Origin of the sequence: Paraplanobispora takensis (genome assembly GCF_016863195.1) — a bacterium.
Classification (GTDB): Bacteria; Actinomycetota; Actinomycetes; order Streptosporangiales; family Streptosporangiaceae; genus Planobispora; species Planobispora takensis.
The window spans coordinates 1-21,630 of the sequence record NZ_BOOK01000026.1; the positions used below are offsets into that span (position 1 = coordinate 1).

The 21,630-nt window shown below is 72.2% G+C and carries 24 protein-coding genes; 9 read left to right on the top strand and 15 right to left on the bottom strand.

Annotated elements, in window-relative coordinates:
• From Pta02_RS17810 to Pta02_RS17845, 8 genes are all read right to left on the bottom strand, one after another.
• On the bottom strand, positions 1-281 hold a 281-nt coding region (locus Pta02_RS17810), incomplete at its 3' end, for a hypothetical protein (protein ID WP_203875972.1).
• A 97-nt stretch (positions 282-378) separates the two neighbouring features.
• Positions 379-1,221: a CE1 family esterase gene (locus Pta02_RS17815; protein WP_203875973.1), complete on the bottom strand. Its 843-nt coding sequence runs from the start codon at positions 1,219-1,221 to the stop codon at positions 379-381.
• A 244-nt stretch (positions 1,222-1,465) separates the two neighbouring features.
• Positions 1,466-2,089 carry a response regulator gene (locus Pta02_RS17820; protein WP_203875974.1) on the bottom strand — a complete coding sequence of 208 codons (624 nt, stop codon included), beginning with the start codon at positions 2,087-2,089 and terminating at the stop codon, positions 1,466-1,468.
• Positions 2,086-3,351 (bottom strand): sensor histidine kinase, encoded by a 1,266-nt coding sequence (locus tag Pta02_RS17825; RefSeq protein WP_203875975.1) that lies wholly within the window; start codon positions 3,349-3,351, stop codon positions 2,086-2,088. The genes Pta02_RS17820 and Pta02_RS17825 overlap by 4 nt, the downstream gene beginning before the upstream one ends.
• A 13-nt stretch (positions 3,352-3,364) precedes the next feature.
• Positions 3,365-4,507: a DUF418 domain-containing protein gene (locus Pta02_RS17830; RefSeq protein ID WP_203875976.1), complete on the bottom strand. Its 1,143-nt coding sequence runs from the start codon at positions 4,505-4,507 to the stop codon at positions 3,365-3,367.
• A 157-nt stretch (positions 4,508-4,664) separates the two neighbouring features.
• On the bottom strand, positions 4,665-5,330 hold the full coding sequence (locus tag Pta02_RS17835) for a TetR/AcrR family transcriptional regulator (RefSeq protein ID WP_203875977.1): 666 nt from the start codon (positions 5,328-5,330) through the stop codon (positions 4,665-4,667).
• A gap of 9 nt (positions 5,331-5,339) precedes the next feature.
• On the bottom strand, positions 5,340-7,088 hold the full coding sequence (locus Pta02_RS17840) for a bifunctional sugar phosphate isomerase/epimerase/4-hydroxyphenylpyruvate dioxygenase family protein (protein ID WP_203875978.1): 1,749 nt from the start codon (positions 7,086-7,088) through the stop codon (positions 5,340-5,342).
• 10 nt (positions 7,089-7,098) lie between these two features.
• Positions 7,099-7,944 carry a shikimate dehydrogenase gene (locus Pta02_RS17845; RefSeq protein ID WP_203875979.1) on the bottom strand — a complete coding sequence of 282 codons (846 nt, stop codon included), beginning with the start codon at positions 7,942-7,944 and terminating at the stop codon, positions 7,099-7,101.
• Between the two features lie 219 nt (positions 7,945-8,163).
• On the opposite strand from Pta02_RS17845, the gene Pta02_RS17850 reads away from it, so the two are divergent.
• Entirely contained in the window at positions 8,164-9,513 is a 1,350-nt protein-coding gene (locus Pta02_RS17850) for an MFS transporter (protein WP_239130835.1), read from the top strand.
• Here Pta02_RS17850 and Pta02_RS17855 read toward each other — a convergent pair.
• Positions 9,458-10,921, bottom strand: a complete 1,464-nt coding sequence (locus Pta02_RS17855; RefSeq protein WP_203875980.1) for an MFS transporter — start codon at positions 10,919-10,921, stop codon at positions 9,458-9,460. The two genes, Pta02_RS17850 and Pta02_RS17855, sit on opposite strands and share 56 nt — an antisense overlap.
• Positions 10,922-11,019: 98 nt before the next feature.
• On the opposite strand from Pta02_RS17855, the gene Pta02_RS17860 reads away from it, so the two are divergent.
• The 5 genes from Pta02_RS17860 to Pta02_RS17880 all read left to right on the top strand — a co-directional run bounded on the left by Pta02_RS17860 (position 11,020) and on the right by Pta02_RS17880 (position 13,792).
• The gene (locus Pta02_RS17860; RefSeq protein ID WP_203875981.1) at positions 11,020-11,598 is read left to right on the top strand and encodes a helix-turn-helix domain-containing protein; all 579 of its coding nucleotides are present in this window, start codon (positions 11,020-11,022) and stop codon (positions 11,596-11,598) included.
• A 132-nt stretch (positions 11,599-11,730) separates the two neighbouring features.
• Positions 11,731-12,240, top strand: a complete 510-nt coding sequence (locus Pta02_RS17865; RefSeq protein ID WP_203875982.1) for an NUDIX domain-containing protein — start codon at positions 11,731-11,733, stop codon at positions 12,238-12,240.
• 85 nt (positions 12,241-12,325) lie between these two features.
• Positions 12,326-13,168 (top strand): hypothetical protein, encoded by an 843-nt coding sequence (locus tag Pta02_RS17870; protein WP_203875983.1) that lies wholly within the window; start codon positions 12,326-12,328, stop codon positions 13,166-13,168.
• Positions 13,169-13,356: 188 nt separating this feature from the next.
• Positions 13,357-13,494 (top strand): hypothetical protein, encoded by a 138-nt coding sequence (locus Pta02_RS17875; protein WP_203875984.1) that lies wholly within the window; start codon positions 13,357-13,359, stop codon positions 13,492-13,494.
• 1 nt (position 13,495) lies between these two features.
• Entirely contained in the window at positions 13,496-13,792 is a 297-nt protein-coding gene (locus Pta02_RS17880; RefSeq protein WP_203875985.1) for a DUF2795 domain-containing protein, read from the top strand.
• Positions 13,793-13,890: 98 nt separating this feature from the next.
• Here the strand turns inward: Pta02_RS17880 and Pta02_RS17885 are convergent, their stop codons facing one another.
• The 3 genes from Pta02_RS17885 to Pta02_RS17895 all read right to left on the bottom strand — a co-directional run bounded on the left by Pta02_RS17885 (position 13,891) and on the right by Pta02_RS17895 (position 16,633).
• Positions 13,891-14,349 carry a carboxymuconolactone decarboxylase family protein gene (locus tag Pta02_RS17885; protein ID WP_203875986.1) on the bottom strand — a complete coding sequence of 153 codons (459 nt, stop codon included), beginning with the start codon at positions 14,347-14,349 and terminating at the stop codon, positions 13,891-13,893.
• Positions 14,346-15,278, bottom strand: a complete 933-nt coding sequence (gene sigJ / locus Pta02_RS17890; protein ID WP_239130837.1) for an RNA polymerase sigma factor SigJ — start codon at positions 15,276-15,278, stop codon at positions 14,346-14,348. Before sigJ ends, Pta02_RS17885 begins: the two co-directional genes overlap by 4 nt.
• A 77-nt stretch (positions 15,279-15,355) precedes the next feature.
• Complete coding sequence (locus Pta02_RS17895) at positions 15,356-16,633, bottom strand: aspartate aminotransferase type Ic (protein ID WP_307837477.1); 1,278 nt, start codon at positions 16,631-16,633, stop codon at positions 15,356-15,358.
• Between the two features lie 158 nt (positions 16,634-16,791).
• On the opposite strand from Pta02_RS17895, the gene Pta02_RS17900 reads away from it, so the two are divergent.
• Both Pta02_RS17900 and Pta02_RS42310 read left to right on the top strand, forming a co-directional pair.
• The gene (locus Pta02_RS17900; protein WP_203875988.1) at positions 16,792-17,724 is read left to right on the top strand and encodes a DUF4429 domain-containing protein; all 933 of its coding nucleotides are present in this window, start codon (positions 16,792-16,794) and stop codon (positions 17,722-17,724) included.
• Positions 17,725-17,876: 152 nt separating this feature from the next.
• Positions 17,877-18,065: an SbtR family transcriptional regulator gene (locus tag Pta02_RS42310; RefSeq protein WP_373872394.1), complete on the top strand. Its 189-nt coding sequence runs from the start codon at positions 17,877-17,879 to the stop codon at positions 18,063-18,065.
• On the opposite strand, the gene Pta02_RS17910 is transcribed toward Pta02_RS42310, so the two are convergent.
• The 3 genes from Pta02_RS17910 to Pta02_RS17920 form a co-directional block, all read right to left on the bottom strand.
• Positions 18,062-18,775 (bottom strand): HNH endonuclease family protein, encoded by a 714-nt coding sequence (locus Pta02_RS17910; RefSeq protein ID WP_203875990.1) that lies wholly within the window; start codon positions 18,773-18,775, stop codon positions 18,062-18,064. The genes Pta02_RS42310 and Pta02_RS17910 overlap by 4 nt on opposite strands.
• Positions 18,776-18,858: 83 nt before the next feature.
• On the bottom strand, positions 18,859-19,827 hold the full coding sequence (locus tag Pta02_RS17915; protein WP_203875991.1) for a magnesium transporter CorA family protein: 969 nt from the start codon (positions 19,825-19,827) through the stop codon (positions 18,859-18,861).
• 54 nt (positions 19,828-19,881) lie between these two features.
• Positions 19,882-20,958: an FAD-dependent oxidoreductase gene (locus Pta02_RS17920; RefSeq protein ID WP_307837476.1), complete on the bottom strand. Its 1,077-nt coding sequence runs from the start codon at positions 20,956-20,958 to the stop codon at positions 19,882-19,884.
• 95 nt (positions 20,959-21,053) lie between these two features.
• Between Pta02_RS17920 and Pta02_RS17925 the strand changes: the two genes are divergently transcribed.
• On the top strand, positions 21,054-21,539 hold the full coding sequence (locus Pta02_RS17925) for a hypothetical protein (protein ID WP_203875992.1): 486 nt from the start codon (positions 21,054-21,056) through the stop codon (positions 21,537-21,539).
• Positions 21,540-21,630: the final 91 nt, after the last annotated feature.

Genomic DNA, 21,630 nt, shown 5'->3' on the forward strand with positions numbered 1-21,630 from the left:
TCACGCTGATCGGCCGCCTGGTCACGCTGATCGGCCGCCTGGTCACGCTGATCGGCCGCCTGGTCACGCTGATCGGCCGCCTGGTCACGCTGCTCTGCTGTCCGATTCCGCACCCGGCCGCGCTGGGGCACTCCGGGCCCGCTCCCGCGGACTCCGTCACGGCGCGTGCGCAACACCGTGGCCACCCGCCGGACGTCGGCGCCCAGCGGGTCCTCCCCCATCCGACCGGCCAGCGCCTCCAGCAGCGCCGCGACCGCTCCGTTTTCCTGTTCGTCCAGCATCTCTGGACCTCCCGGTCGGGAGAAAACCTCAGCGCTGACATTGTGCCCCAGCCCGCACGCGACAAAGCCGTTAATTCTGCTTCGATCACTATTCGCGTCAGGGAAGGGGATGGGCCTGGAAAAGCGCCCACATCCGTTCACGGAGGTCGGCGCCCTGCTCGCCGGTCGGCCACCGGTGCGCGCCGTCGCCGTACACCCGCCAGTAGATCCCGGTGCCGCCGGCGCAGTCGTACCGCTCTCCCACGAGGACCCCCGCCCCGGACTCCTGATGGGGAGGGCGGGCGCACCGGTCGTCGGCGATCCACGCGTCGCGATGGCCCTGCATGAGCTGCCACAGGATGTCGCCCTGGTAAACGGATATCCCGAACCCGATCGGACGCCGCATCGCGCACCGGAGGGTCAGCAGAGGACCGGCGTGCGTCGCCGCGGAGGCGATCAGGTCCGACTCGTCGCAGGCCAGCCGGCCGGCCATCTGCCCGCCGTTGGAGAAGCCCGCCGCGTGCACCCGCCGGGGGTCGACGCACCACTGCCGTGCGATGTCGCCGACGACGTCGCGGAGATAGGCGACGTCCCCGGAGGCCGGGCTGAGCAACCAGGAGGGGGCGTTCAGCGGAGAGCCGCCCCGCGGGTAGGCGACGATGAACTTCCTCTCGGCGGCGAAGCCGTTCCATCCGCTCGCGTTCTCGTGCGCCACCGGCTCCTGGCCGCCGCCGTGCAGGCTGAGCAGCAGCGGTGCCCGCCCGGTCAGCCCGGCGGGAACATGGACCCGGTACGGCCGGCCCGTGCCGCCGACGTTCCTGACGACGGTGCCGCCGGTCGGCGTCAGGGTGCAGGCGGCGGCCCGCACGTCGCCGGGCCGGCCGGGTGCCGGCTCCGGCGGGACCGGCCCACCCGGGGCGGGCGGTGCGGCGGAGAGCACCACGCACGTGGCCGCGGCCATGCCGGTCGTCCTCCGGCACCGGGATCCACGCCTTCGCCGGGATCCGTTCCTTCGCGGCACCCGCGACATCGTCGCGAAAGCGGGAAGGATCGACATCGGACCCCCCTGGTTCTCCCGGCCGGCGCCTCTTCGTCGCCGGCACGAAAATTCCCTGGGTGATACGACGCACAGCGTATTCCCGCATCTGTACTTCCACGATGCCGAGACCGCCACATTGCGGCCACCACCCGGCCGGCCCGGTGTGTCACGGCAGCAGGCCGCGGCTGTAGGCGGTCGCCACGGCCGAGGCCCGATCGGAGACGCCCAGCTTCGTGTAGATGTGCGCCAGGTGGGTCTTGACCGTCGTCTCGCTGATGAACAGCTCCGCGGCCGTCTCCTTGTTGGTGCAGCCCCGCGCGACCAGGCCGAGCACGGCCCGTTCACGCTCGCTCAGCTCGGCGGGAGCCGGCGTGCGGACCCGGTTGAGCACGCGGGCGGCCACGGACGGGGACAGCACCGTCTCTCCCGCCGCCGCCGCGCGCACGGCGCGGAAGACCTCCTCCCGCGGAGAGTCCTTGAGCAGATAGCCGATCGCGCCCGCGGTCAGCGCGGGCAGCACGTCGTCGTCGCCGTCGTAGGTGGTCAGGACCAGTACGCGGGCCGACGGCACCCGCTCCGCCAGCAGCCGGATGAAATCCGCTCCCCCGAGGCCGGGCATGCGCAGGTCGGTCAGCACGACGTCGGGGCGCTCCCGTTCGGCCACGGCGAGCCCGCGCTCGCCGTCCTCCGCCTCGCCCACGACCTCCAGGTCGGCCTGCTCGACGAACATTCCGCGCAGGCCGTCGCGCACGACGGGGTGGTCGTCCACGATCACCAGCCGTACGCTCATGTCGCCTCCCGCTCGGCGGCGGCGGGGATCGCGGGGACCGTCACACTGATCGCGGTGCCCTGACCCGGCGCCGACTCCACCTCGACGTTCCCGGCGAGCCTGACGACCCGCTGCCGCATGGCGGTGAGCCCGAAACCCCCGCCGCCCGATTCGGAGCCGCCCGCCTCGGACGGGGTGAACCCCACCCCGTCGTCCCGGACGTCGGCCACCACCACATCCTCCATGTACGACAGGGTGACACCGATCTTGCCTGCCCCGGCGTGCCGGGTCACGTTGGCCAGGGCCTCCTGCACGGCCCGGTACAGGGCCACCTCGACCTCGGGGTGCAGCAGCCGGGCGGTGCCGGTGACGGTGAGCGTGGCGGGCAGCTCGTTGGCGGCGCCCCAGCCGGAGACCAGCGCCGACAGCGCCTCGGGCAGCCTGGTCTCCGCCAGCGGCCCGGGGCGCAGGTCGTCCAGGGAACGGCGGACCTCGGTCAGGCTCTCCCTGGCCAGGTCCCGCGCGACGGCCAGGCGCCGCCGTACCGTCTCGGCGTCGTTCGCGGCCTCCTCGGCCGCTTCGAGCTGGGTGACGATGCCCGCCAGGCCCTGGGCGACGGTGTCGTGGATCTCCCTCGCCAGCCGGCCGCGCTCGCCGGCGACGCCGGTCTGGCGGGCCGCGGCCAGCAGCTTTCCCTGCAGCTCGGCGTTCTCCTCGCCGAGCTGGGCGAGACGGAGATTCGCGCTCTCCAGTGCCCGGTTGGCGCTCTCCAGTGCCCGGTTGGCCGCGTTCCGGCGTTTGACCTCGGTTTCCAGGGCCCTGATGCTCCAGCCGATGAACGCCGCCAGCGCCGCTCCGCTGAGCGCCAGCACGATCGGCCAGGGATCACCGGCGTCCAGAAGGGCGAGCGGGCCGCCCACGATGACGATCGCCGTGGCGGCCACCCCGAGATAGGCGTACCGGCCGGGAAGCGTCGCGAAGGCCGTGGGGAAGCAGGCGAGCACCAGGAGCCCGTACACCGGATGACGCGAGAACAGCGCCCACGTCAGCACGATGAACCCGGCGAAGTAGAGCGCCATCGGCGCCAGCGTCCGCTCCGGCCAGTGGGGGTGCGCCAGCACCATCCACCAGTGCCACACCGCCACGGCGGCGGACAGCGCGGCCGTGACGGCCCGGTCCCGCGGCGGCACCGACGGGTCGGTCACCGCGATCAGGGCCGCCACTCCCAGGAGGACCAGCGGCAGGATGCGCCATGCCCTGTCCCAGACGTCGATGCGCAGCATGCCACCCTCGCTCTCAGCCGCGCGGATAGGTCAGGCGCCGCAGCAGCGTCTCGGCGGGCCCGCGCGCTCCGGTCCTGCGCATGAACTCGGCCACGGCCACCGTCGCGGCCCACACGCCGATCGCCAGCGCGACCGTGGCGGCGGAGCCCAGCCGCCCGCCGAGCCCGATCGTATAAGGGGGCAGAAGCGCCACGAAGAGCACCGACTGGAGAAGATAACTCGTCATCGAGCGCTGGCCGCAGGCCGACAGCGCGGTCACCAACCGGCCGCGCCGCGTCCCGATCCGCCGCGCGAGCAGGGCGATCAGTGCCGCGTAGCCCAGACCTGCGGCGATGCCCGACACCACGTGGACGGCGTTGAGCGCCATCACCGTGACGGGATCGCCCGCGGCGAGGAAACCGGTCGCGGTCAGGCCCACGGGCAGCCCGCCGAGCACCCCGATGACCGGTCCCCACACCGCGGCCCGCCGTACCAGCCCGTCCGGTACGGCCAGCAGCTCCCGCCGCCCCGCCCAGAGGCCCACGAGCCCGGCGGTGAACACGCCCGTCATCCCGACCGGGGTCATCACCCACTCGATCGGCCGCAACGCCAGCGCCGTCAGCGGGTCCTCGATCGCGAGGGACCAGAAGATGGTCCGCTGCCCCGTGGCCTGGGGCGTGTTGTAGGCCAGGGCGGACAGCAGGGCGACGGGGACGAGCCAGACTCCGGCCAGGATCAGCAGGGTCCGGTCACGCACGCGCAGCAGCCGGACTATCAGGAGCCCGAGCAGTCCGTACACTCCGAGCACGTCCCCGGAGAACAGCAGCACGGCGTGGGCCGCCCCGAACGCGAGCAGCCACAGGCTCCGCCGCTTCAGGACCCGCCGTCCCTCGGCGTCGTCGCGCCGCCGGTTCCAGATCTGCACCATGCCGTAGCCGAACAGCGCCGCGAACATCGGGTAGGCCCGCCCGTCCACGAATGTCATGCTCAGCGTCGCCGTCACCCGGTTCAGCAGGTCGTGCTCGATGACGTGCTGCCGGATGCCGTACGGCCGGCCGTACAGGTAGATCGCGGAGTTGGCCACGGCGATCAGCGCCAGCATGACCCCCCTGGCGAGATCGGGGGCGAGCTGCCGTTCGCTTTGCCGGACCGGCCGCAGTCCCAGGGTGGTGACCATCTTTCCTCCTCGGTTCGATGGGTTCCCACCGAGTGTGCGAGGAAGGGCCCGGTCACCGAATCGCGCGACAGGGCGCATGTCCGCGGCGGACGGACGACGGCCGGCATCCTCCGTTCGGAGGATGGGGCGCCGGCGGCGACGCGTCCGACCTGGGGTCTTACCGGGGGTCCTCCGGGGAACCGGCCCCGCGGAGATAGGCCACCACCATCTCGCCCACCATCCGGCGCAGTCTGTCGCGGTGCTCCCGGGCGGCCATGTCGCGGCCGAAGAGGGCGCCGAAGGTGTGCTGGTTGGCCACCCGGAAGAAGCAGAACGAGCTGATCATCATGTGCACGTCGACGGCGTCGGCCTCGGTGACGAAGTCGCCGCTCGCCGTACCGGCCTGGAGGATGCGGCCGATGAGGTCGAGCACCGGGGTGCCGAGGTTGGCCAGCACCTCGGACTTGCGGATGTGCTCGGCCCGGTGGATGTTCTCGATCGCGACGAGCTTGATGAACTCGCGGTGCGCGTCGTGGTGGTCGAAGGTGAGCTCGGCCAGCGTGCGGATGGCCTCGACGGGGGCCAGGTGCTCCACGTCGACCAGCCGCTCGGCCTCCCGGACCTCGGTGTAGGCCTTCTCCAGGACCGCGATGTAGAGCTGTTCCTTGCTGCCGAAGTAGTAGTAGATCATGCGCTTGGTGGTGCGGATGAGATCGGCGATCTCATCCACCCGCGCCCCGGCGTATCCGCGCCGTGCGAACTCCCGCTGGGCGACCTCGAGGATCTCCGCCCGGGTACGGTCGGCGTCGCGCTGCCGTTCCGCTGAGGCGGGCTGAGAGGTCATCCGTCCATCTTAGTGAGCAGGTGCGTGCTGTACGGCGAGCCTGACGGGCGCGTTGACGGCGCCGTACCCGTGGTAGCCGCCCACCCTCTGGACGATCTCGAAGAAGACCCGCCCCACGGTGACCGTGTAGAGGTGCAGGAACTCGCCGTCCTCGTCCCTGTCGTACAGCACGCCCAGCTCGCGCAGCGCGGGGTCGACGTCGTGGCGGGCCTCCAGGTCGTCGTAGTAGTTGCCGGGGATGGGCAGCAGCAGGTCCGGGCGCCCGGCCCGGAGCCTGCGGGCGATCGCCAGGATGTCGTCGCAGGCCAGGGCGATGTGCTGGGAGGGTGCCTGCCCGGCGCCCACCTGGGCGACGTTGAGCACCATGCGCGGCCCGCCCCCCGGGCCGGTCATCGCCTTGCTGCGCAGCAGGCCGTACGGGTCGGGGAATTCGAGGCTCTCCTGCGGGGTGAGGCCCAGCACGCTGCGGTAGAACAGCTCGGCCTCGTCGAAGTAGTGCCAGGGCTGGGCGAGCGCGACGTGGTCCAGATGGGTGATCTCCCCCTCCTGCCCGCTCATGGCGGACCCCGCCGCCGGCCCGTCCCGCGTGAAGTCCTCGCGCCAGCCGTACGGCTGCGCCGTGCGGCACAGGAAGATCTGCGTGGCGTCGGGGGCGGCGATCGCCTCCAGCGGCGCCTCGCGCGGTGCGCGCTCCCGCGGCAGCACCGGCGCCAGCAGCGACTCGGCGCGCTTGACGGCGTCGGCGGGCTCGGGGCTCTCCAGCCCGATCGCGGACAGCGCGGCCTCCCCGCCCGTGCGGTTCAGCAGCAGCCGCGCCCGGCCCCGCTCCCACAGCTCCACGGGTTTGCTGCCGTGCGTGCCCGATCGGGCGAACCCCAGGGCGGTGAGCAGGTCGCGCAGCCCGGCCGGGTCCCGCGGGACGGCCAGCTCGGCGAAGGCGAAGCCGGTGGGCGGATCGGCGGGGTGGGCGGAGCCCTCCAGGGCGACCAGCGAGCGCATCGCGTCCACGGCGGTCCGGTGCGCGTCGGCCTGGCGGAAGTGGTCGTTGAAGACCTCCAGGGACAGCGGCCCGGTGTAACCGGCGTTCCGCACGTGGGTGAGGAGCCCGGCCACGTCGAAGCCCCCCTGGCCGGGGAAGCAGCGGTAGTGGCGGCTCCACTGCAGCACGTCCATGGCCAGGAGCGGCGCGTCGGCCAGCTGGAGGAAGAAGATCTTCTCGCCCGGGATCGCCTCGATGCCGATCGGGTCGGAGCCGCGCGACAGGATGTGGAAGCTGTCCAGGCAGACCCCGAGGTTCGGGTGGTCGGCCATGCGCACGATCCGCCAGGAGTGCAGATACTCGTTCACGTGCCGGCCCCAGGCCAGCGCCTCGTAGGCGACGCGGATGCCGTGCCCGGCCGCCCGCTCGGCCAGCAGCCGCAGCTGCTCCGCGGCGAGATCGTCGTCGTCGACGGCGCGGGGGGAGACGTTGGAGCAGACCAGCAGCAGGCGTGCGCCGAGCCGCTCCATGATCTGGAACTTGCGCTCCGCCCGGCGCAGGTCCAGCTCCGGCATGGCCTCGAAGTCGCGGAACGGCTGGTACATCTCGATCGTCAGGCCGAGGTCCGCGGCGCGCGACCGGATCTCCTCCGGCGGCAGGGGACAGGTCAGCAGGTCGTTCTCGAAGATCTCCACACCGTCGAACCCGGCGGCGGCGACCGCCTCCAGCTTCCCGGCCAGAGTGCCGCTCACCGACACGGTGGCGATGGACTTGCGCACGTTCCCTCCCTCAGGCGGCGACCAGGTCGACCAGATGGGCGAGCATCCGCTCGGCGTCGGGCGCGCGGCCGGTGAACAGCCGGAAGGCGTGCGCGGCCTGGAAGACGACCATGCCGCCGCCGTCCAGCGTCCGGCAGCCGGCCGCGCGGGCCTGCCTGAGCAGCTCGGTCTCCAGCGGCCGGTAGACGATGTCGGCCACCCACAGGCCGGGGCGGAGCAGCTCGGCCGGGAACGGCAGGCCCGGATGGCGCTCCATCCCGACGGGCGTGGCATGGGCCAGGCCGTCGGCGTCGGCGAGCAGCCGGGGCAGGTCGTCCCGGGCCGCGCAGCGCGCCCGCCCGGCCCCGAACCGGCCCGCCAGCCCGGTGGCGAGCCGGGCCGCGCGCTCCGGTTCGGCGTCGACCACGGTGAGCCGGTCGGCGCCCAGGGTCAGGAGCGCGTGGGCGACGGCCGCGCCCGCGCCCCCGGCGCCGAGCTGGACGACCCGGCGCGCCGGCGCGTCCGGCAGGCCGCGCGCGAAGGACTCCGCGAAGCCCGTCCAGTCGGTGTTGTGGCCGACGGCCCGGTCGCCGTCGAAGACCACGGTGTTGACCGCGCCGAGCGTGGCCGCGTCGGCCGACAGCTCGTCCAGGTGCGGGATGACGGCCTGTTTGCACGGGTGGGTGATGTTCAGCCCGTCGTAGCCCATGCGGCGGGCCGTACGGACCAGCTCGCCCACGTCCCCGCCCAGCACGTCGGTGTCGAGCACCCGGTAGACGTAGTGCAGCCCGTGGTGGACGGCCTCGTCCTCGTGCAGGGCCGGGCTCAGCGACGTCGTTATGCCGGAACCGATCAGCCCGATCAGATACGACTTCATCGGTTCCTCTCCTCCAGCGGGTGAGCCGGGCGGCACTCCCTAATGTACGAACCAGTGAGTTAGTTATAGGCCACGCAACCCCGTACGTGAAGCCCTCTTGACACGCCGGGCAGGCCACCGCACCATTGCAGCCACATTAATTAACTATCTAGTTCGTAACATGGTCCGGCGGTGGGGGGTGCCGGTTACCGACACGGCGACAGACACCAAGGAGCCATCGTGACCGACTCTCCACACGCCGTTCATCGGGGCACACCTCGCAAGGCGGCCGTCGCCGCCTGGATCGGCAGCGCGCTGGAGTACTACGACTTCTTCATCTACGGCAGCGCCGCCGCCCTGATCTTCTCCAAGGTCTTCTTCGACGCCTCCGACCCGGCCACCGCGACGCTCCAGTCGCTGGCCACCTTCGGGGTCGCCTACGCCGCCCGGCCGGTCGGCGCGTTCTTCCTCGGCCACTACGGCGACCGGTTCGGCCGCAAGAAGATCATGGTGTTCACGCTGATCCTGATGGGCGTGTCCACCTTCCTCATCGGCTGCCTGCCCACCCGCGAGCAGGTCGGCGGCCTCGCCCCCGTGCTGCTGGTGATCCTGCGCGTCATGCAGGGACTGTCGGCCGCCGGCGAGCAGGCCAGCGCCAACTCCATGACCCTGGAGCACGCCCCGCAGAACCGCCGCGGCTACTACACCAGCTTCACCCTGAACGGCACGCAGTTCGGCCAGATCCTGGCCACCCTCGTCTTCATCCCCGTCGCCGCCCTCCCCGAGGAGCAGCTGCTGAGCTGGGGCTGGCGGGTGCCGTTCTGGCTCAGCGTCGCCGTCGCCGTGGTGGGCTGGGTCATCCGGCGCAAGCTCGACGAGACCCCCGCCTTCGAGCAGGAGGTCGCCCAGGGCACCGTGCCGAAGCTCCCGCTGGCCGACCTCTTCCGCGACCACTGGCGCAGCGTGCTCCGGGTGGTGTGCGCCGCCCTGATCGCCACGGTCAGCACCATCTTCACCGTCTGGGCGCTCAACTACGCCACCGGCGACGCCGTCGGCCTGGACAAGGCCACCATGCTCTGGGTCAGCACCGCCGCCAACGCCGTCGCCCTCCTGGCGCTGCCGCTCTGGGCGACCCTGTCGGACCGCATCGGCCGCAAGCCCGTCTTCCTCATCGGCGCCGTCGGCAGCCCGATCATGATCTTCTTCTACCTGGCGGCCATCAACTCCAAGAGCTACCCCCTGATCTTCCTTGTGGGGATCCTCACCCTCGGCGTCGTCTACAGCGCCTCCAACGGCATCTGGCCCTCGCTGTACGGCGAGATGTTCACCACCCGCGTCCGGCTGTCCGGCATGGCGATCGGCACCCAGATCGGCTTCGCCATCGCCGGCTTCGCGGTGGCCACCGCCGCCGGGATCGTCACCCCGGAGGGCTGGCTGGGCCTGCAGGGCTGGGTCGGTGTCGCGATCTTCACCGGCATCCTGTGCACGATCAGCGCCGTGGCCGTCGCCACCGCCCGGGAGACCTACCGCGTCCCTACCGGGGAGCTGGGCCTGCCTGGAGGGAAGGACGCGCTGACGGTGACCGGCTGAGGGTCGAGATCACGAGGGCGACGACGATCACGACGGCCGCGACCGCGAAGGTGGTGCGCATGCCGGTGGCCACGGCCTCGGGGCCCGCCGTCGTGATGTCGGTCGTCGCCGACGCGAGCGCGAACACGGCGCCCATGACGGACGCGCCGGTGACGAGCCCGAGGTTGCGCGACAGGGTGAGCATGCCCGACACGACACCCCGCCGGTCGGGGCCGACGTCCGCCATGACGGCGGTGTTGTTGGCCGCCTGGAACAGGGCGTAGCCGGCGGTGGTGACGGCGATGGGGACGACGTAGCCGAAAACGCCGAACGCGGACGGCGCCGCGGACAGGCCGAGGCAGCCGGCCGCCGTGCCGGTGAGCCCGGCGACGGTCATACGGCGCGTGCCGAGACGGTCCACGACCCGGCCGGCGGGCACACCGGTCAGCGCGGAGACGAGCGGGCCGGCCGACATGACGAGCCCGACGGCGGCCGCGCCGAGACCGAGCGCGCGGGACAGATAGAACGGCCCGACCACCAGCGTCGCCATCATCACCGTCGAGACGAGCGCGTTCATGGCGAGGCTCGCGCTCAGCGCCGGATCGCGGAACATCGCCGGCCGGATCAGGGGCGAGGCCGTCCTCGTCTCGACGAGGACGAAAAGCCCGGCTCCGGCGACGGCGGCCAGCAGCAGGACCGTGTTGAGCGGGCCGAAGGCGCCGTTCCCGGTCGTCATCGCCAGCGCGTAGGCCCCGAGCGCCAGGGCGAGCAGCAGCGTGCCCACCCGGTCGAAGCGGACCCGGCCGGTCTCCGGCCCCCGGCCGCCGGCGGGCAGGTGGCGGCGCGCGAGGACGAGGGCCAGGACGCCCAGCGGCACGTTGACCAGGAAGATCGCCCGCCAGCCGAGCCCGGAGATCAGAAGGCCGCCGAGCGACGGGCCGAGGGCGGTGCCGATCGCGGACATCGTCCCGAGCAGCCCCATGGCGCTGCCGGTCCTGTCCTTGGGGACCGTCTCGCCGACGAACGCCATGGTGAGGGCCATCATGACGGCCGCCCCGAGCCCCTGCACCGCCCTGGCGGCGATCAGCGTCCAGAGCGACGGAGCGACGCCGCACAGCACCGAGGCCGCCGTGAACAGCAGGATCCCCGCCAGCAGCAGCCGCCGGCGGCCGACGATGTCACCCAGCCGCCCGACGCTGACGACCATGGTGGTGATGGCCAGGAGATAGGCGAGGACGATCCACTGGACCGCCTGGAAGGAGGCGGTGAAAGCCTGCGCCAGCGTCGGCAGGGCGACGTTGGCGACGCTGATGCCGAGTGAGGACAGCAGCATGGACAGCGAGAGGCCGGCGAGCGCCCACCGGACCGAGGGCGCCCGTTCCGCGGGTCCGGTGGGCGCCTCGTTTCCTCCCGCGACAGGTGACTTCACCGTGGACTCCGTTCCGTGGGCTCGGCCGTACCGGACGTGGTGCGGGCCGTGCCCACGGTGCCCTCCACCGATGAAGACAGCAAAGTAAAGTTGCCGATATGGCAAACGACGACGCCGCGGTCCTGGCCTCCGTGGGCCCGCGGCTGCGCGAGCTGCGCGCCAGGCGCGGCATGACCCTGACCCGGCTCGCGGAGGCCACCGGCATCTCGGTCAGCACCCTGTCCCGTCTCGAATCCGGCGAGCGCAAGCCCAACCTGGAGCTGCTGCTGCCGCTCGCGCGCGCCTACCAGGTGCCGCTCGACGAGCTCGTCGGCGCGCCGCCGGTGGGCGACCCGCGGGTACGGCTCAAGCCGTTCAAGAGGGACGACTCGACGATCGTGCCGCTGACCCAGCACCCCGGCGGGTTGCAGGCGTTCAAGATGGTCATCGACGTCACCCGGTGCGACCCCGAGCCGCGCACGCACGAGGGGTACGAGTGGCTGTACGTGCTCAGCGGGAGGCTGCGGCTGGTGCTCGCCGAGCACGACATCGTGCTCAAGTCGGGCGAGGCCGCGGAGTTCGACACCCGGCTGCCGCACTGGTTCGGCAGCACCGGGGAGGCGCCGGTGGAGGTCCTCAGCCTGTTCGGGCCCCAGGGCGAGCGCGTGCACGTCCGCGCTAAACCACGCGGGGCGTAGCCCGGCCACGCCGTACGACCCGGGTGACGCCGTACGGCCCGCGCAACCGGCCTCGGCGGCGCCGTACGACCCGGGCGGCCGGGCGGAGAAAGCGATGGTCGCCTCCGGGCGGCCGTGTCTATGCTCACCTTCGTGCCTGAAGCGATCTACCGTCCCACCGCCCGCGTCCTCCTGCTCGACGACGACGACCGGATCCTGTTGTGGCGCGGTCGCGGCCCGACCGAGAGCCCCGAGTACGCCTGGTTCACACCGGGCGGCGGTGTGGACCCGGGGGAGACCCTCACCGCGGCGGCCGCCCGGGAGCTGCGCGAGGAGACCGGCAACACCGTCTCCCCAGAGAACTTCGGCCCGGTGGTGGCGGTCAGCTCCGGCTACTGGCGCCACCGCGACGGCAGGCTGTTTTTCGCCGAGGACTCCTACTTCCTGCTGCGCCTGTCCGAGCCGATCGTGGACGTCTCCGGCATGGAGGATCTCGAGCACTCCCTGCTCGACACCTTCCGCTGGTGGACCCTGCCCGAGCTCCGGACCGGCGGCGAGTTCACCATCCCCGTCGATCTCGCGGACCTGCTGGACCGGCTGCTCTCCGGCCCGCCGCAGGAGCCGATCGTGCTGCCCTGGCACCGCCCCGAGATCACCGGATAAGCGTTCTTCCACCGGGCTGCAACCCTCCTCGCCCATCCTGCTGTCCTGACCGAGGCCGCCGCAGGACGCCGGAGGAGGCGCAGCCATGGACCTGGCAGGCACCGACGTGTGGGACGGCGCGCTCACCGTGCTCAAGGATCCGCTCTTCGCCGTCCTGCTGGCCGTACTCCTGGCCTTCCTCGGCAGCCGGGCGGGCTGGCGGCTGATCAAGATGCTGCTGTTCTGCGGCGCCGTCGGGGTCTTCGTCTGGGTGGCGATCAACTATCCCTCGGCCGGCGAGGCGGCCGGGGCGATCGTCGGGGCCGTCGTGACGATCGTGCTGTGGCTCCTCGCCGCCGTCACGATCATCACCGTGGCCGTGATCGTCGGCGTGCTCGTCATGTATCTGCGGTCTGAGCCCCTCACCGAGCGGGACCTGCGCCCGCTCCCCCGGCGCACGGATCGGGACCGCCGCCGGCGCGGCCCCTCCGGCGACGCGGACGACCCGGTCCAGGACTGGGGCGACCGGTTCGACGAGCTGGCCGAGCGCCTCGTCGAACTCCTGCCCGACCTCGACCGCATCGACGACGACAACCCCTTCCGGACGGCCGCCGACCTCGCCAGGCTCTACTTCTCCGGTCTCTCCTCGCGCATGCCGCCGATCAGGTCCCTCCACGCCGAGTGCGACGACGCGATCGAGGACCTCGCCGACGCCCTGCAGGCGCTCGGAGCCGACGCCGACCCCGACAGACTGCGCAGGATCGCCCGCTCCCGGGTGTTCCTGCCGGGCCGGCGGGAGTGGGAGGCGTTCATGGAGGAGGCCGGCGCGGGCGTCCCGCACACCGTCCTGCGGATCCTCCTCCTCGACCGCAGATGGCGCGAGGTCGGGACGATCTTCTACAAGTGCTACTTCTGCAACCGCCTCCTGCTCGGCGAACTCGAGCACTGAGCCACCGGCCGCCGGGGTTCTCGCGCTCCCGGGATGAGGCGCTCCGTGATGGAGGTGTGACCGCAGGTGAGCGGGGTAACGGACCGAGGTATGGGGGAAAGGAGTGATATTTCATGCCTCGTCCTGGCAGTCACTCATATGACACCGAACGCGCCCGGCTCCGCAAGAATCTGGAGCACGATCGGGGGATGAGCGAGAAGGAGCTCAAGAACCGCGTCGACAAGACCATGCACTCGGATCCGGCCAAGCGTCCGCGCAAGGTCGGCGGCGACCGTGCCGACGGTCCCAAGGCCGAACGGCCGACCCGGGGCGGGGAGGGGGAGTGACATGACGCTGAAAACCGACCCCGATCTCGTCCGCAGCGCTCTGATGAGCCTGGACTATCCGGCCGACAAGCAGACGGTGGTACGGCACGCGATCGGCGCCGGAGCGCGGGATGAGGCCATCAAGGCGCTGTCCGCGCTGCCGCTGGGGACCTACGACAGCATCGACGAGATCCTGCGCTCGATCCCGCGTGATCCCGCGGAGGGGGAGGATCTCGGCGACGGCGAGCACGGCCTGCAGACCCGGGCCAAGTCCGTCGGGTCCCGCAGCCGGATCGCGGAGCATCTCCGAGAGCCGTGACGACCTCGTCCTGAGCCGGACCGGGGTCCCGGGAACGAGATGAGGACCCCGGGAGGGACCCGGACTCCCGGGCCCGGCAGTCCGGGCCCGGGCCGGGTTCAGGCGTGGCGGTGGGAGCCGGCGACCAGGCGGGTGGTCACGCCGATCCGGTTCCACGCGTTGATCGTGGCGATCGCCACCACCAGCGCGGCCAGCGTCTCCTCGTCGTAGTGCCGCGCCGCCTCGTCCCACACCGCGTCGGGTACGGCCTCGCCGCGGTCGGCCAGCCGGGTGGCCTCCTCGGTCAGGGCGAACGCGGCGCGCTCGGCGTCGGTGAAGTACGGCGCCTCCCGCCAGGCGGCGACCGCGAAGATCCGCTCGTCGCTCTCCCCGGCCTGCTTCATGTCGTGGGAGTGCATGTCCACGCAGAAGCCGCAGCCGTTGATCTGGCTGGCGCGCAGCTTCACCAGCTCCAGCGTGCTGTGCGGCAGGCTGCTCGTGCGCAGGAACCGCTCCAGGCCCAGCATCGCGTTGTACGCCTCCGGGGCGAGTTCCGCGACGTTCATCCGTGGCTTCACTTGAGTCTCCTCAGCTTGTTCGGATTCATCACGATGTCGATCTCGGTGATCCGCCCGCCGGAGACGGTCAGGCTCAGCACGCCGACGAGCTCCTCCCCGTGGAACCGGAGCAGCCCCGGCGAGCCGTTGACCGTCGAGGGGCGCAGCCGTTGACCGGCGCCGAAGCGCTCGGCCGTACCGAGGACGAAACGGGCGACCTTCGCCGCGCCGAGGATCGGCCGCCGGGCCGCGCTCACGACTCCGCCGCCGTCGCTGACCAGCACCACGTCCGGATCGAGCAGCGCGAGCAGGGCGTCCATGTTCCGGCCGCCGGTCGCCTCGACGAAGGCGTCCACCACCTTGCGGTGCTCGGCCGTGTCCACGTCGAACCGGGGGGCGCGCGCCGAGACGTGCTTCCTGGCCCGGGCCGCGAGCTGACGGCAGGCCGCGGGGGTGCGCCCCACGGCCCGGCCCACCTCGGTGAACGGCAGGCCGAACACGTCGTGCAGGACGAACGCGGTGCGCTCGGCCGGACTGAGCGACTCCAGCACGACCAGCATGGCCATGCTCATCGACTCGTCCAGCGTCACGCGATCCGCCGGGTCCCCGCCCTGCACGACGGGCTCGGGCAGCCACGGCCCCACGTACTCCTCCCGGCGCACACGGGCCGAGCGCAGCACGTCCAGAGCGAGCCGGGAGACCGTGACCACCAGCCACCCGGTGATGTCGTGGATCTGCGCCCGGTCGGCGTGGACCAGGCGCAGCCAGGCGTCCTGCACCACGTCGTCGGCCTCGTCCACGCTGCCGAGAAGGCCGTAGGCCACCCCCACCAGCCGGGGCCGGATGGCGGTGAACTCCGCGGCGAGCTCCTCGTCGCCCACGCGCAACCCCTCGTCGCCCATGCGCGGTTCCTCGTCGCCCACGTGACGGCCGAGATCTTCATCGTTCACGCCATGAGGACGAGGCAGCCCCGCGTTGTGTGACATCCGGTTCCGACCGGGATCGGAGACCGCGTGCGGAGAGGTGGTTACCGGGCGTCCGCCAGCAGCTTCTCCGTCGCCACGAGGCGCACGCAGACGGTCAGGCCGGTGATGGCCGCCTCCAGCTCCTCCAGGCTCGGATAGCTGGGTGCGATGCGGATGTTGCCGTCGCGGGGGTCGTCGCCGTAGGGGTGGGTGGCGCCGGCGGGGGTCAGGGCGATGCCGGCCTCGGCGGCGCGGCGCACCACCTCGCGGGCGCAGCCCTCCAGCACGTCGAGGCTGACGAAGTAGCCGCCCGCCGGGGTGGACCAGGAGGCCAGGCCGGTCCCGCCCAGCTCCTTGGACAGGATCGCCTCGACCGCGTCGAACTTCGGCCGCAGCAGCTCGCGGTGGCGGCGCATGTGCTCCAGCACCCCGGCCTCGTCGCGGAGGAACTCCACGTGGCGGAGCTGGTTGATCTTGTCGGGACCGATGGTGCCCTTGCCCAGGTGACCGAGGAACCAGGCCACGTTGGCCGGGGACGAGCCGAAGAAGGACACCCCGGCGCCGGCGAAGGTGATCTTCGAGGTGGAGCCGAAGACGAAGGGCCGGTCGGGGTTGCCGTTCTCGGCGCACAGCGCCAGCACGTCGGCGATCTCGGCGTGGGTGTCGGTCAGGTGGTGGACGGCGTAGGCGTTGTCCCAGAAGATCCGGAAGTCCGGGGCGGCGGTCTCCATGGCCGCCAGGCGGCGCACGGTCTCGTCGCCGTAGCAGACGCCGTCCGGGTTGCTGTACTTGGGCACGCACCAGATGCCCTTGATCTGGGCGTCCCCGGCGACCAGGCGCTCCACGACGTCCATGTCCGGCCCCTCGGCGGTCATCGGCACCGGGATGAGCTCGATGCCGAAGCGCTCGCACAGGGCGAAGTGCCGGTCGTAGCCGGGGACCGGGCACAGGAAGGCGATCCGGGGCTCGTCCGCCCAGCGGCGGGCGGCCCCCGGCAGCGGGCTGAGCAGCGCGTGGACGACGCTGTCGTGCATGAACGTGAGGCTGGAGTTCCCTCCGGCGACCAGCTGCGCCGCCGGGACCTGGAGCGGGCCGCTGAAGATCTCGCGGAGCTCGGCGAGGCCCTGCAGCCCGCCGTAGTTGCGGGTGTCGGTCCCGTCGGCCGCGTGGTGGCCCTTCACCGGCAGCGTCAGCAGCTCGGCGGACAGGTCGAGCTGGGCCGGGGACGGCTTGCCCCGGGTGAGGTCGAGGGACAGGCCGCGCCGTACCAGCTCGTCGTAGTCGCGGAGAGCACGGTCGCGCAGAACGGCCAGCTCGTCGCCGCTCAGGGCCGGGGAGATGGCAGAGGCCGAAGAGGTCACGGGTGTTCCTTCGCCGCGGGATCGGGGGTTCGCCTCCGAAGGATAGAAGACCCGCCCGGACGCCGCCGGACCCGCCCCTCGGCGCCGGGCCCGGAGTCCGGACAGATCCGGACTCCGGGGCCGCATAAGATCAGGTCATGGCTGAGGTCATGGGACGCGACGGGGCGTGGACGTTCGACGGGGAGATCGTACGGATCGTGCCCGGCCGCGATCGGGGGGTCAACAAGCTGCGGCAGCTGATGGGAGAGGTGACCGTCCCGCTGGCCGCGGTGGCCGGGATCTCCTACGAGCCCGGCAAGAAGGGCGGGCGGCTCCGGCTGCGCCTGAGGGAGGGCGCCGACCCCTTCACCCAGGCCGCGGGCGGCCGGATCTCCGAGGCGGCCGATCCCTACCAGATGACCGTCGACCCCGGCCGGGGCGGCGCCGCCGAGTACCTCGTGGACGAGGTCCGCAACGCCCTGATCATCGAGCAGGTGCCGTCCGGTCCCGCCGACCGCTATCTGATGCCGGGCCCGGACGTGCCGCGGACGGTGGCGGCCGGCGACGGGACGGCCACGTTCGACGGCGAGACGATCCGCATCCAGTGGAACTGGGCGGTGGAGGGCTCGAAGAAGGAGGCCGGTCCGCAGCAGTTCACGCTGAAGGACCTGACGGGCGTGGAGTGGATCCCGGCCGCCGGCCTGGAGAACGGCCATGTCCGTTTCCACGTCAGGGGCTCGGCGCACAAGCTCGCTCCCAAGCTGGCCCCCAAGCACGACCCGCACTGCCTGGTGCTGTGGGGCCTGGAGAAGGAGACCCGCACCACCGCCCTGTTCCTGGCGGCCGTCCTCGCCCGGCTGCCGCATCCCTCGGCCCCCGATCCCGCGGAGGTCCCCGCCGCCCCCTCTCCGGAACAGGCCGTCGAGAGGGCCGCCGAGGTCACCCCGGAGCCCGCCCCTCCCGCCGCGGAGACGACCGACCACGACGCGCTCCTGCGGCGCCTGCGCGAACTGGGCGACCTGCACCGGGAGGGCGTGCTCACCGAGGAGGAGTTCGCCCTGGCCAAGCAGGCGATCCTGCGGCGCTTCTGACGGGCGTCACCACCGACTCCCCCGCGTGCCGGCCGCGGCGGCGTGGACGCGGATCAGCGCCTCGCCGGACCCGGCTCGGGGCGGGCGATCTCCTCGTAGGTCAGGACCTCCGGACCGCCGACCGCGCACCCCGCGCCGACGCCCGCCGCCTGCTGGAACGCGCCCAGGCCGCGGGCCGCGTCCGCGCGGACGTCGACCGCACCGACCTGTTCGCCCTCGCCAACGCCCTGAGCTGGATCACCGACCAGGCCCCGTCCCTGGAGGAGCGGCGCGAGCACCTGTTCGCCCTTCTCCTGGACGGCCTCGCGCCCCGGCGGCCCGGAGATCCAGGCGCTCCCTAGCGGCACTGGGACAGCATGACGGCCTTGTCGGCCCGGGTCACCGGCAGGTCGTACTTCAGCGCGACCTGGGCGAAGCGCACGACGTAGGCGCAGCGGACCTTCCGCCACGGCGGCAGCCACCCGGCCGGGCCCGAGCCGCCCTTGTCCTCGTTGACGTCGCCGTCGACGGGCAGGAGGTTGAGCGGGTCGTTGGCGATCCGCGCCCGTTTGGCCGGGGTCCACCGGGAGGCGCCCATCCTCCACTCGTAGGACAGCGGGACGACGTGGTCGACCTGGACCTCGTCCGCCCGCCGCTTGCTCCACCGCAGGGTCCTGCCGGTGTAGGGGTCGCGCAGGTCCATCGCGACCACGACGCACTCGGATCCGCCGCGGTATCTGATGTTCTCCCCATCTCTGGCGAGCAGGTCGTCGCGGGTGCGGCAGCCGTTGCGGGCGTACGGCACGCCGGCGGCGGTGTCCGCCCAGTTCTTGCCGAACCGGGTGCGGCTGTAGCCGGCCTTCGAGCCCATCCGGGCCACCCGCAGCCTGCCGATCAGCCGCCTGGCCTCGCTCCTGTCCCCTGTGGTGACCGGCGCCAGCCCCGGCCTGATCCCCTCGGGGTTGTCCAGCGGCGCCGCCCTGGCCTCGACGGTCCCGACGTCCTCCCGGGTCGTCAGCGAGAACATCACCAGAGCTCCCAGCAGAGCGAAGGCAACCCCCCGCACGCTCACCGGCGCCTCCACAGGGTCACAAGGCCCAGATTTGACTCATTCCCGCGATCGGCTTGGTTGACACCGGGCCCCGGGCCGGGTGCCTACAGCCAGTCGCGCTTCTTGAAGGCACGGTAGAGCAGAACGCCGCCCACGATGATCAGAATCGTCGAGGACCAGAACCCGATCGGCTCGCCCGAGCCGGGATAGGGCACGTTCTGCCCGTAGAAACCGGTGATCAGAGTGGGGACCGCGATGATGGCCGCCCAGCTGGTGACCTTCTTCATGATCTCGTTGAGCTTGAAGCCCTGCTGGTTCTGGTAGGCCTCGCGGATGTTGCCCACCAGCTCCCGCAGCGAGTCGGTCCACTCGGAGGCGCGCAGGGTGTGGTCGTAGACGTCCTGGTAGTACGGCATCAGCGCGGGGTCGATCACCTCGGCGCCGCGGCGGATCAGCCCGCCGACGACCTCGCGCACCGGCAACGCCATCCGCCGGAACCTGAGCAGGTTCTTGCGCAGGGTGAAGGTCTCGCGGTGCCGGCCGCGCAGGTCCGTCACCCCCCCGTCGAAGAGCTCGTCCTCCAGCGCCTCGACCCGGTCGTCCAGCGGCTGCAGCACCTCGAAGTAGCCGTCCACGATGTGGTCGAGCAGGCCGTGCAGCAGGTACGCCACGCCGTACCTGGCCATCTCGGGGTCGGCGTCCCAGCGTCTGAGCACCGCGTCGATGTCGAAGTCCGCGCTCGACCGCACCGTGACGAGGGCGTTCCTCGTCACGAACAGCGACAGCTCGACGAAGTCGATCTCCCCGTCCACCAGTCCGGCGGCGTAGACCGTGATGAACAGGTGGCCGTCGTAGGCGTCCACCTTGGGACGCTGGCGATCGTGGAGCGCGTCCTCGACGGCCAGCTCGTGCAGACCGAGCTCTTCGCTGATCTTGGCCAGGTCCCCGCCCGCCGGCTCGCAGAGGTCGAACCAGACGACGGCCCCCGGATCGCCGACGCACTCGGAGATGTCGTCGATCGGGAAGTTCTCCTTGACCAGGACGCCGTCCCGGTACAGGCGCGTGCGATCCATCCGGTCAGCTTAGGCCTCGTGCGCCGTCGGCGTAAGCCGTCCTCCGGACGCCCGTCAGGCGGCCAGGGGGCCGGCCAGCAGGCGGCGGATGTGCCGGGCCGCGGTACGGCCGGCCCGGTTGGCGCCGACGGTGCTGGCGGAGGGCCCGTATCCGACCAGGTGCACCCGGGGGTCCCGGACGGCCACGGTGTCCTCGACCCGGATGCCGCCGCCGGGCTCGCGCAGCCGCAGGGGCGCCAGGTGGCCGATGACGGGCCGGAACCCGGTGGCCCACAGGATCGTGTCGGCCTCGACCAGGCGGCCCTCGCCCAAGCGACCGGAACCGTCGCCGTCCCAGACGACCCCCTCGGGGACGATCCGGTCGAACATCGGCAGCCGGTCCAGGACGCCGGCCGCCATGGCCGCTCCGACCTCGGGGGTCAGCGGATAGCCCGTCGCCCCGACCACGCTGCCCGGCGGGAGCCCGGCGCGCACGCGGGCGTCCACCCGGGCGACGGCCGTACGGCCCGCCTCCTCGTCGAACGGCCCGTCCCGGAAGACCGGGGGCCGGCGGGTGACCCACGTGGTGGACCGGGCCACCCGGGCGATCTCCATCAGGAGCTGGACCGCCGAGGCCCCGGCGCCGACGACCACGACCCGTTCGCCGGCGAAGTCCTCCTCGCGGGTGTAGCCGACGGTGTGCAGCTGCCGCCCGCGGAACGTCTCCTGGCCCGGATAGCGCGGCCAGAAGGGCCGCTCCCAGGTGCCGGTGGCGTTGACCAGGGCGCGCGCGGACCACTCGCCGCCTGAGGACGCCACCAGCAACCGGCCGTCACGGCCCTCGCGCACCTGTCGCACCTCGACCGGCCGGCGCACCGGCAGGCCGAAGGCCCGCTCGTAGGCGGCGAAGTACTCGGAGACGACCTCCGACGACGGGCGGCCGGTGTCGGCGACGCCCAGCGGCAGGCCGGGCAGGTCGTGCACGCGGTGCGCGGCGCCCAGGGTCAGGGACGGCCAGCGGAACTGCCAGGCGCCGCCCGGGCGCGGGGACCGGTCGAGCACCACGTGGTCGATCCCGTCCCTGGTCAGGAAGTGGGATGTGGACAGTCCGGCCTGTCCGGCCCCGATCACCACCACGTCGATGTCCGTCACATCCCGTCGAACACGGACGGGCTCGCGAATAATCCGGCGCTCCGGGGGCAGCGGACCCCCACGACACAAACACCCGAGGTGAGGTCACGATGATAGTGCTGGGACTTCTCTTGATCGTGCTCGCCGGCGCGGCCGCGATCGCGGTCTCCTGGGACGAGACCGCCGCATCCACCGCCACCGCGTCGTTCACGGTCTTCGACCGCACGGTCCAGTTCACGCAGCTGGAGTTCTTCTTCGCCGGTGTCGCCACCGGAGCGGTCCTCCTGCTCGGCATCGCCCTGCTGTTCGCCGGCATGCGCCGTTCCGCGGCGCACCGCAGGCAGCTGCGGGCCACCCGGACGGAGGCGCGTGACCGCGTCGCCCAGCTGGAGGAGGAGAAGCGCGAGCTGGAGCGCAAGCTCGAGTCCGCCCCTGCGACCCCGGCTCCGGCCCCGGCCCCGGCTCCGGCCGTGGACCGCAACCGGAACGGCGTCGACGACCGTGACGAGCCGACCGGCCCGCACCCGCGGGTCGACGTTCCCCGTCAGTCCAACGACCAGCTCGTGGCCGGCCGCCACCAGCGCACGGTGGACAGCAGGTAGACGCGGACATCGATGAGCGCGGACAACCGAACAAGAATCTCTGATCTCCGCCGGCACGGCCGCATCCGTGCCGGCGGAATCTTTTCCTGCG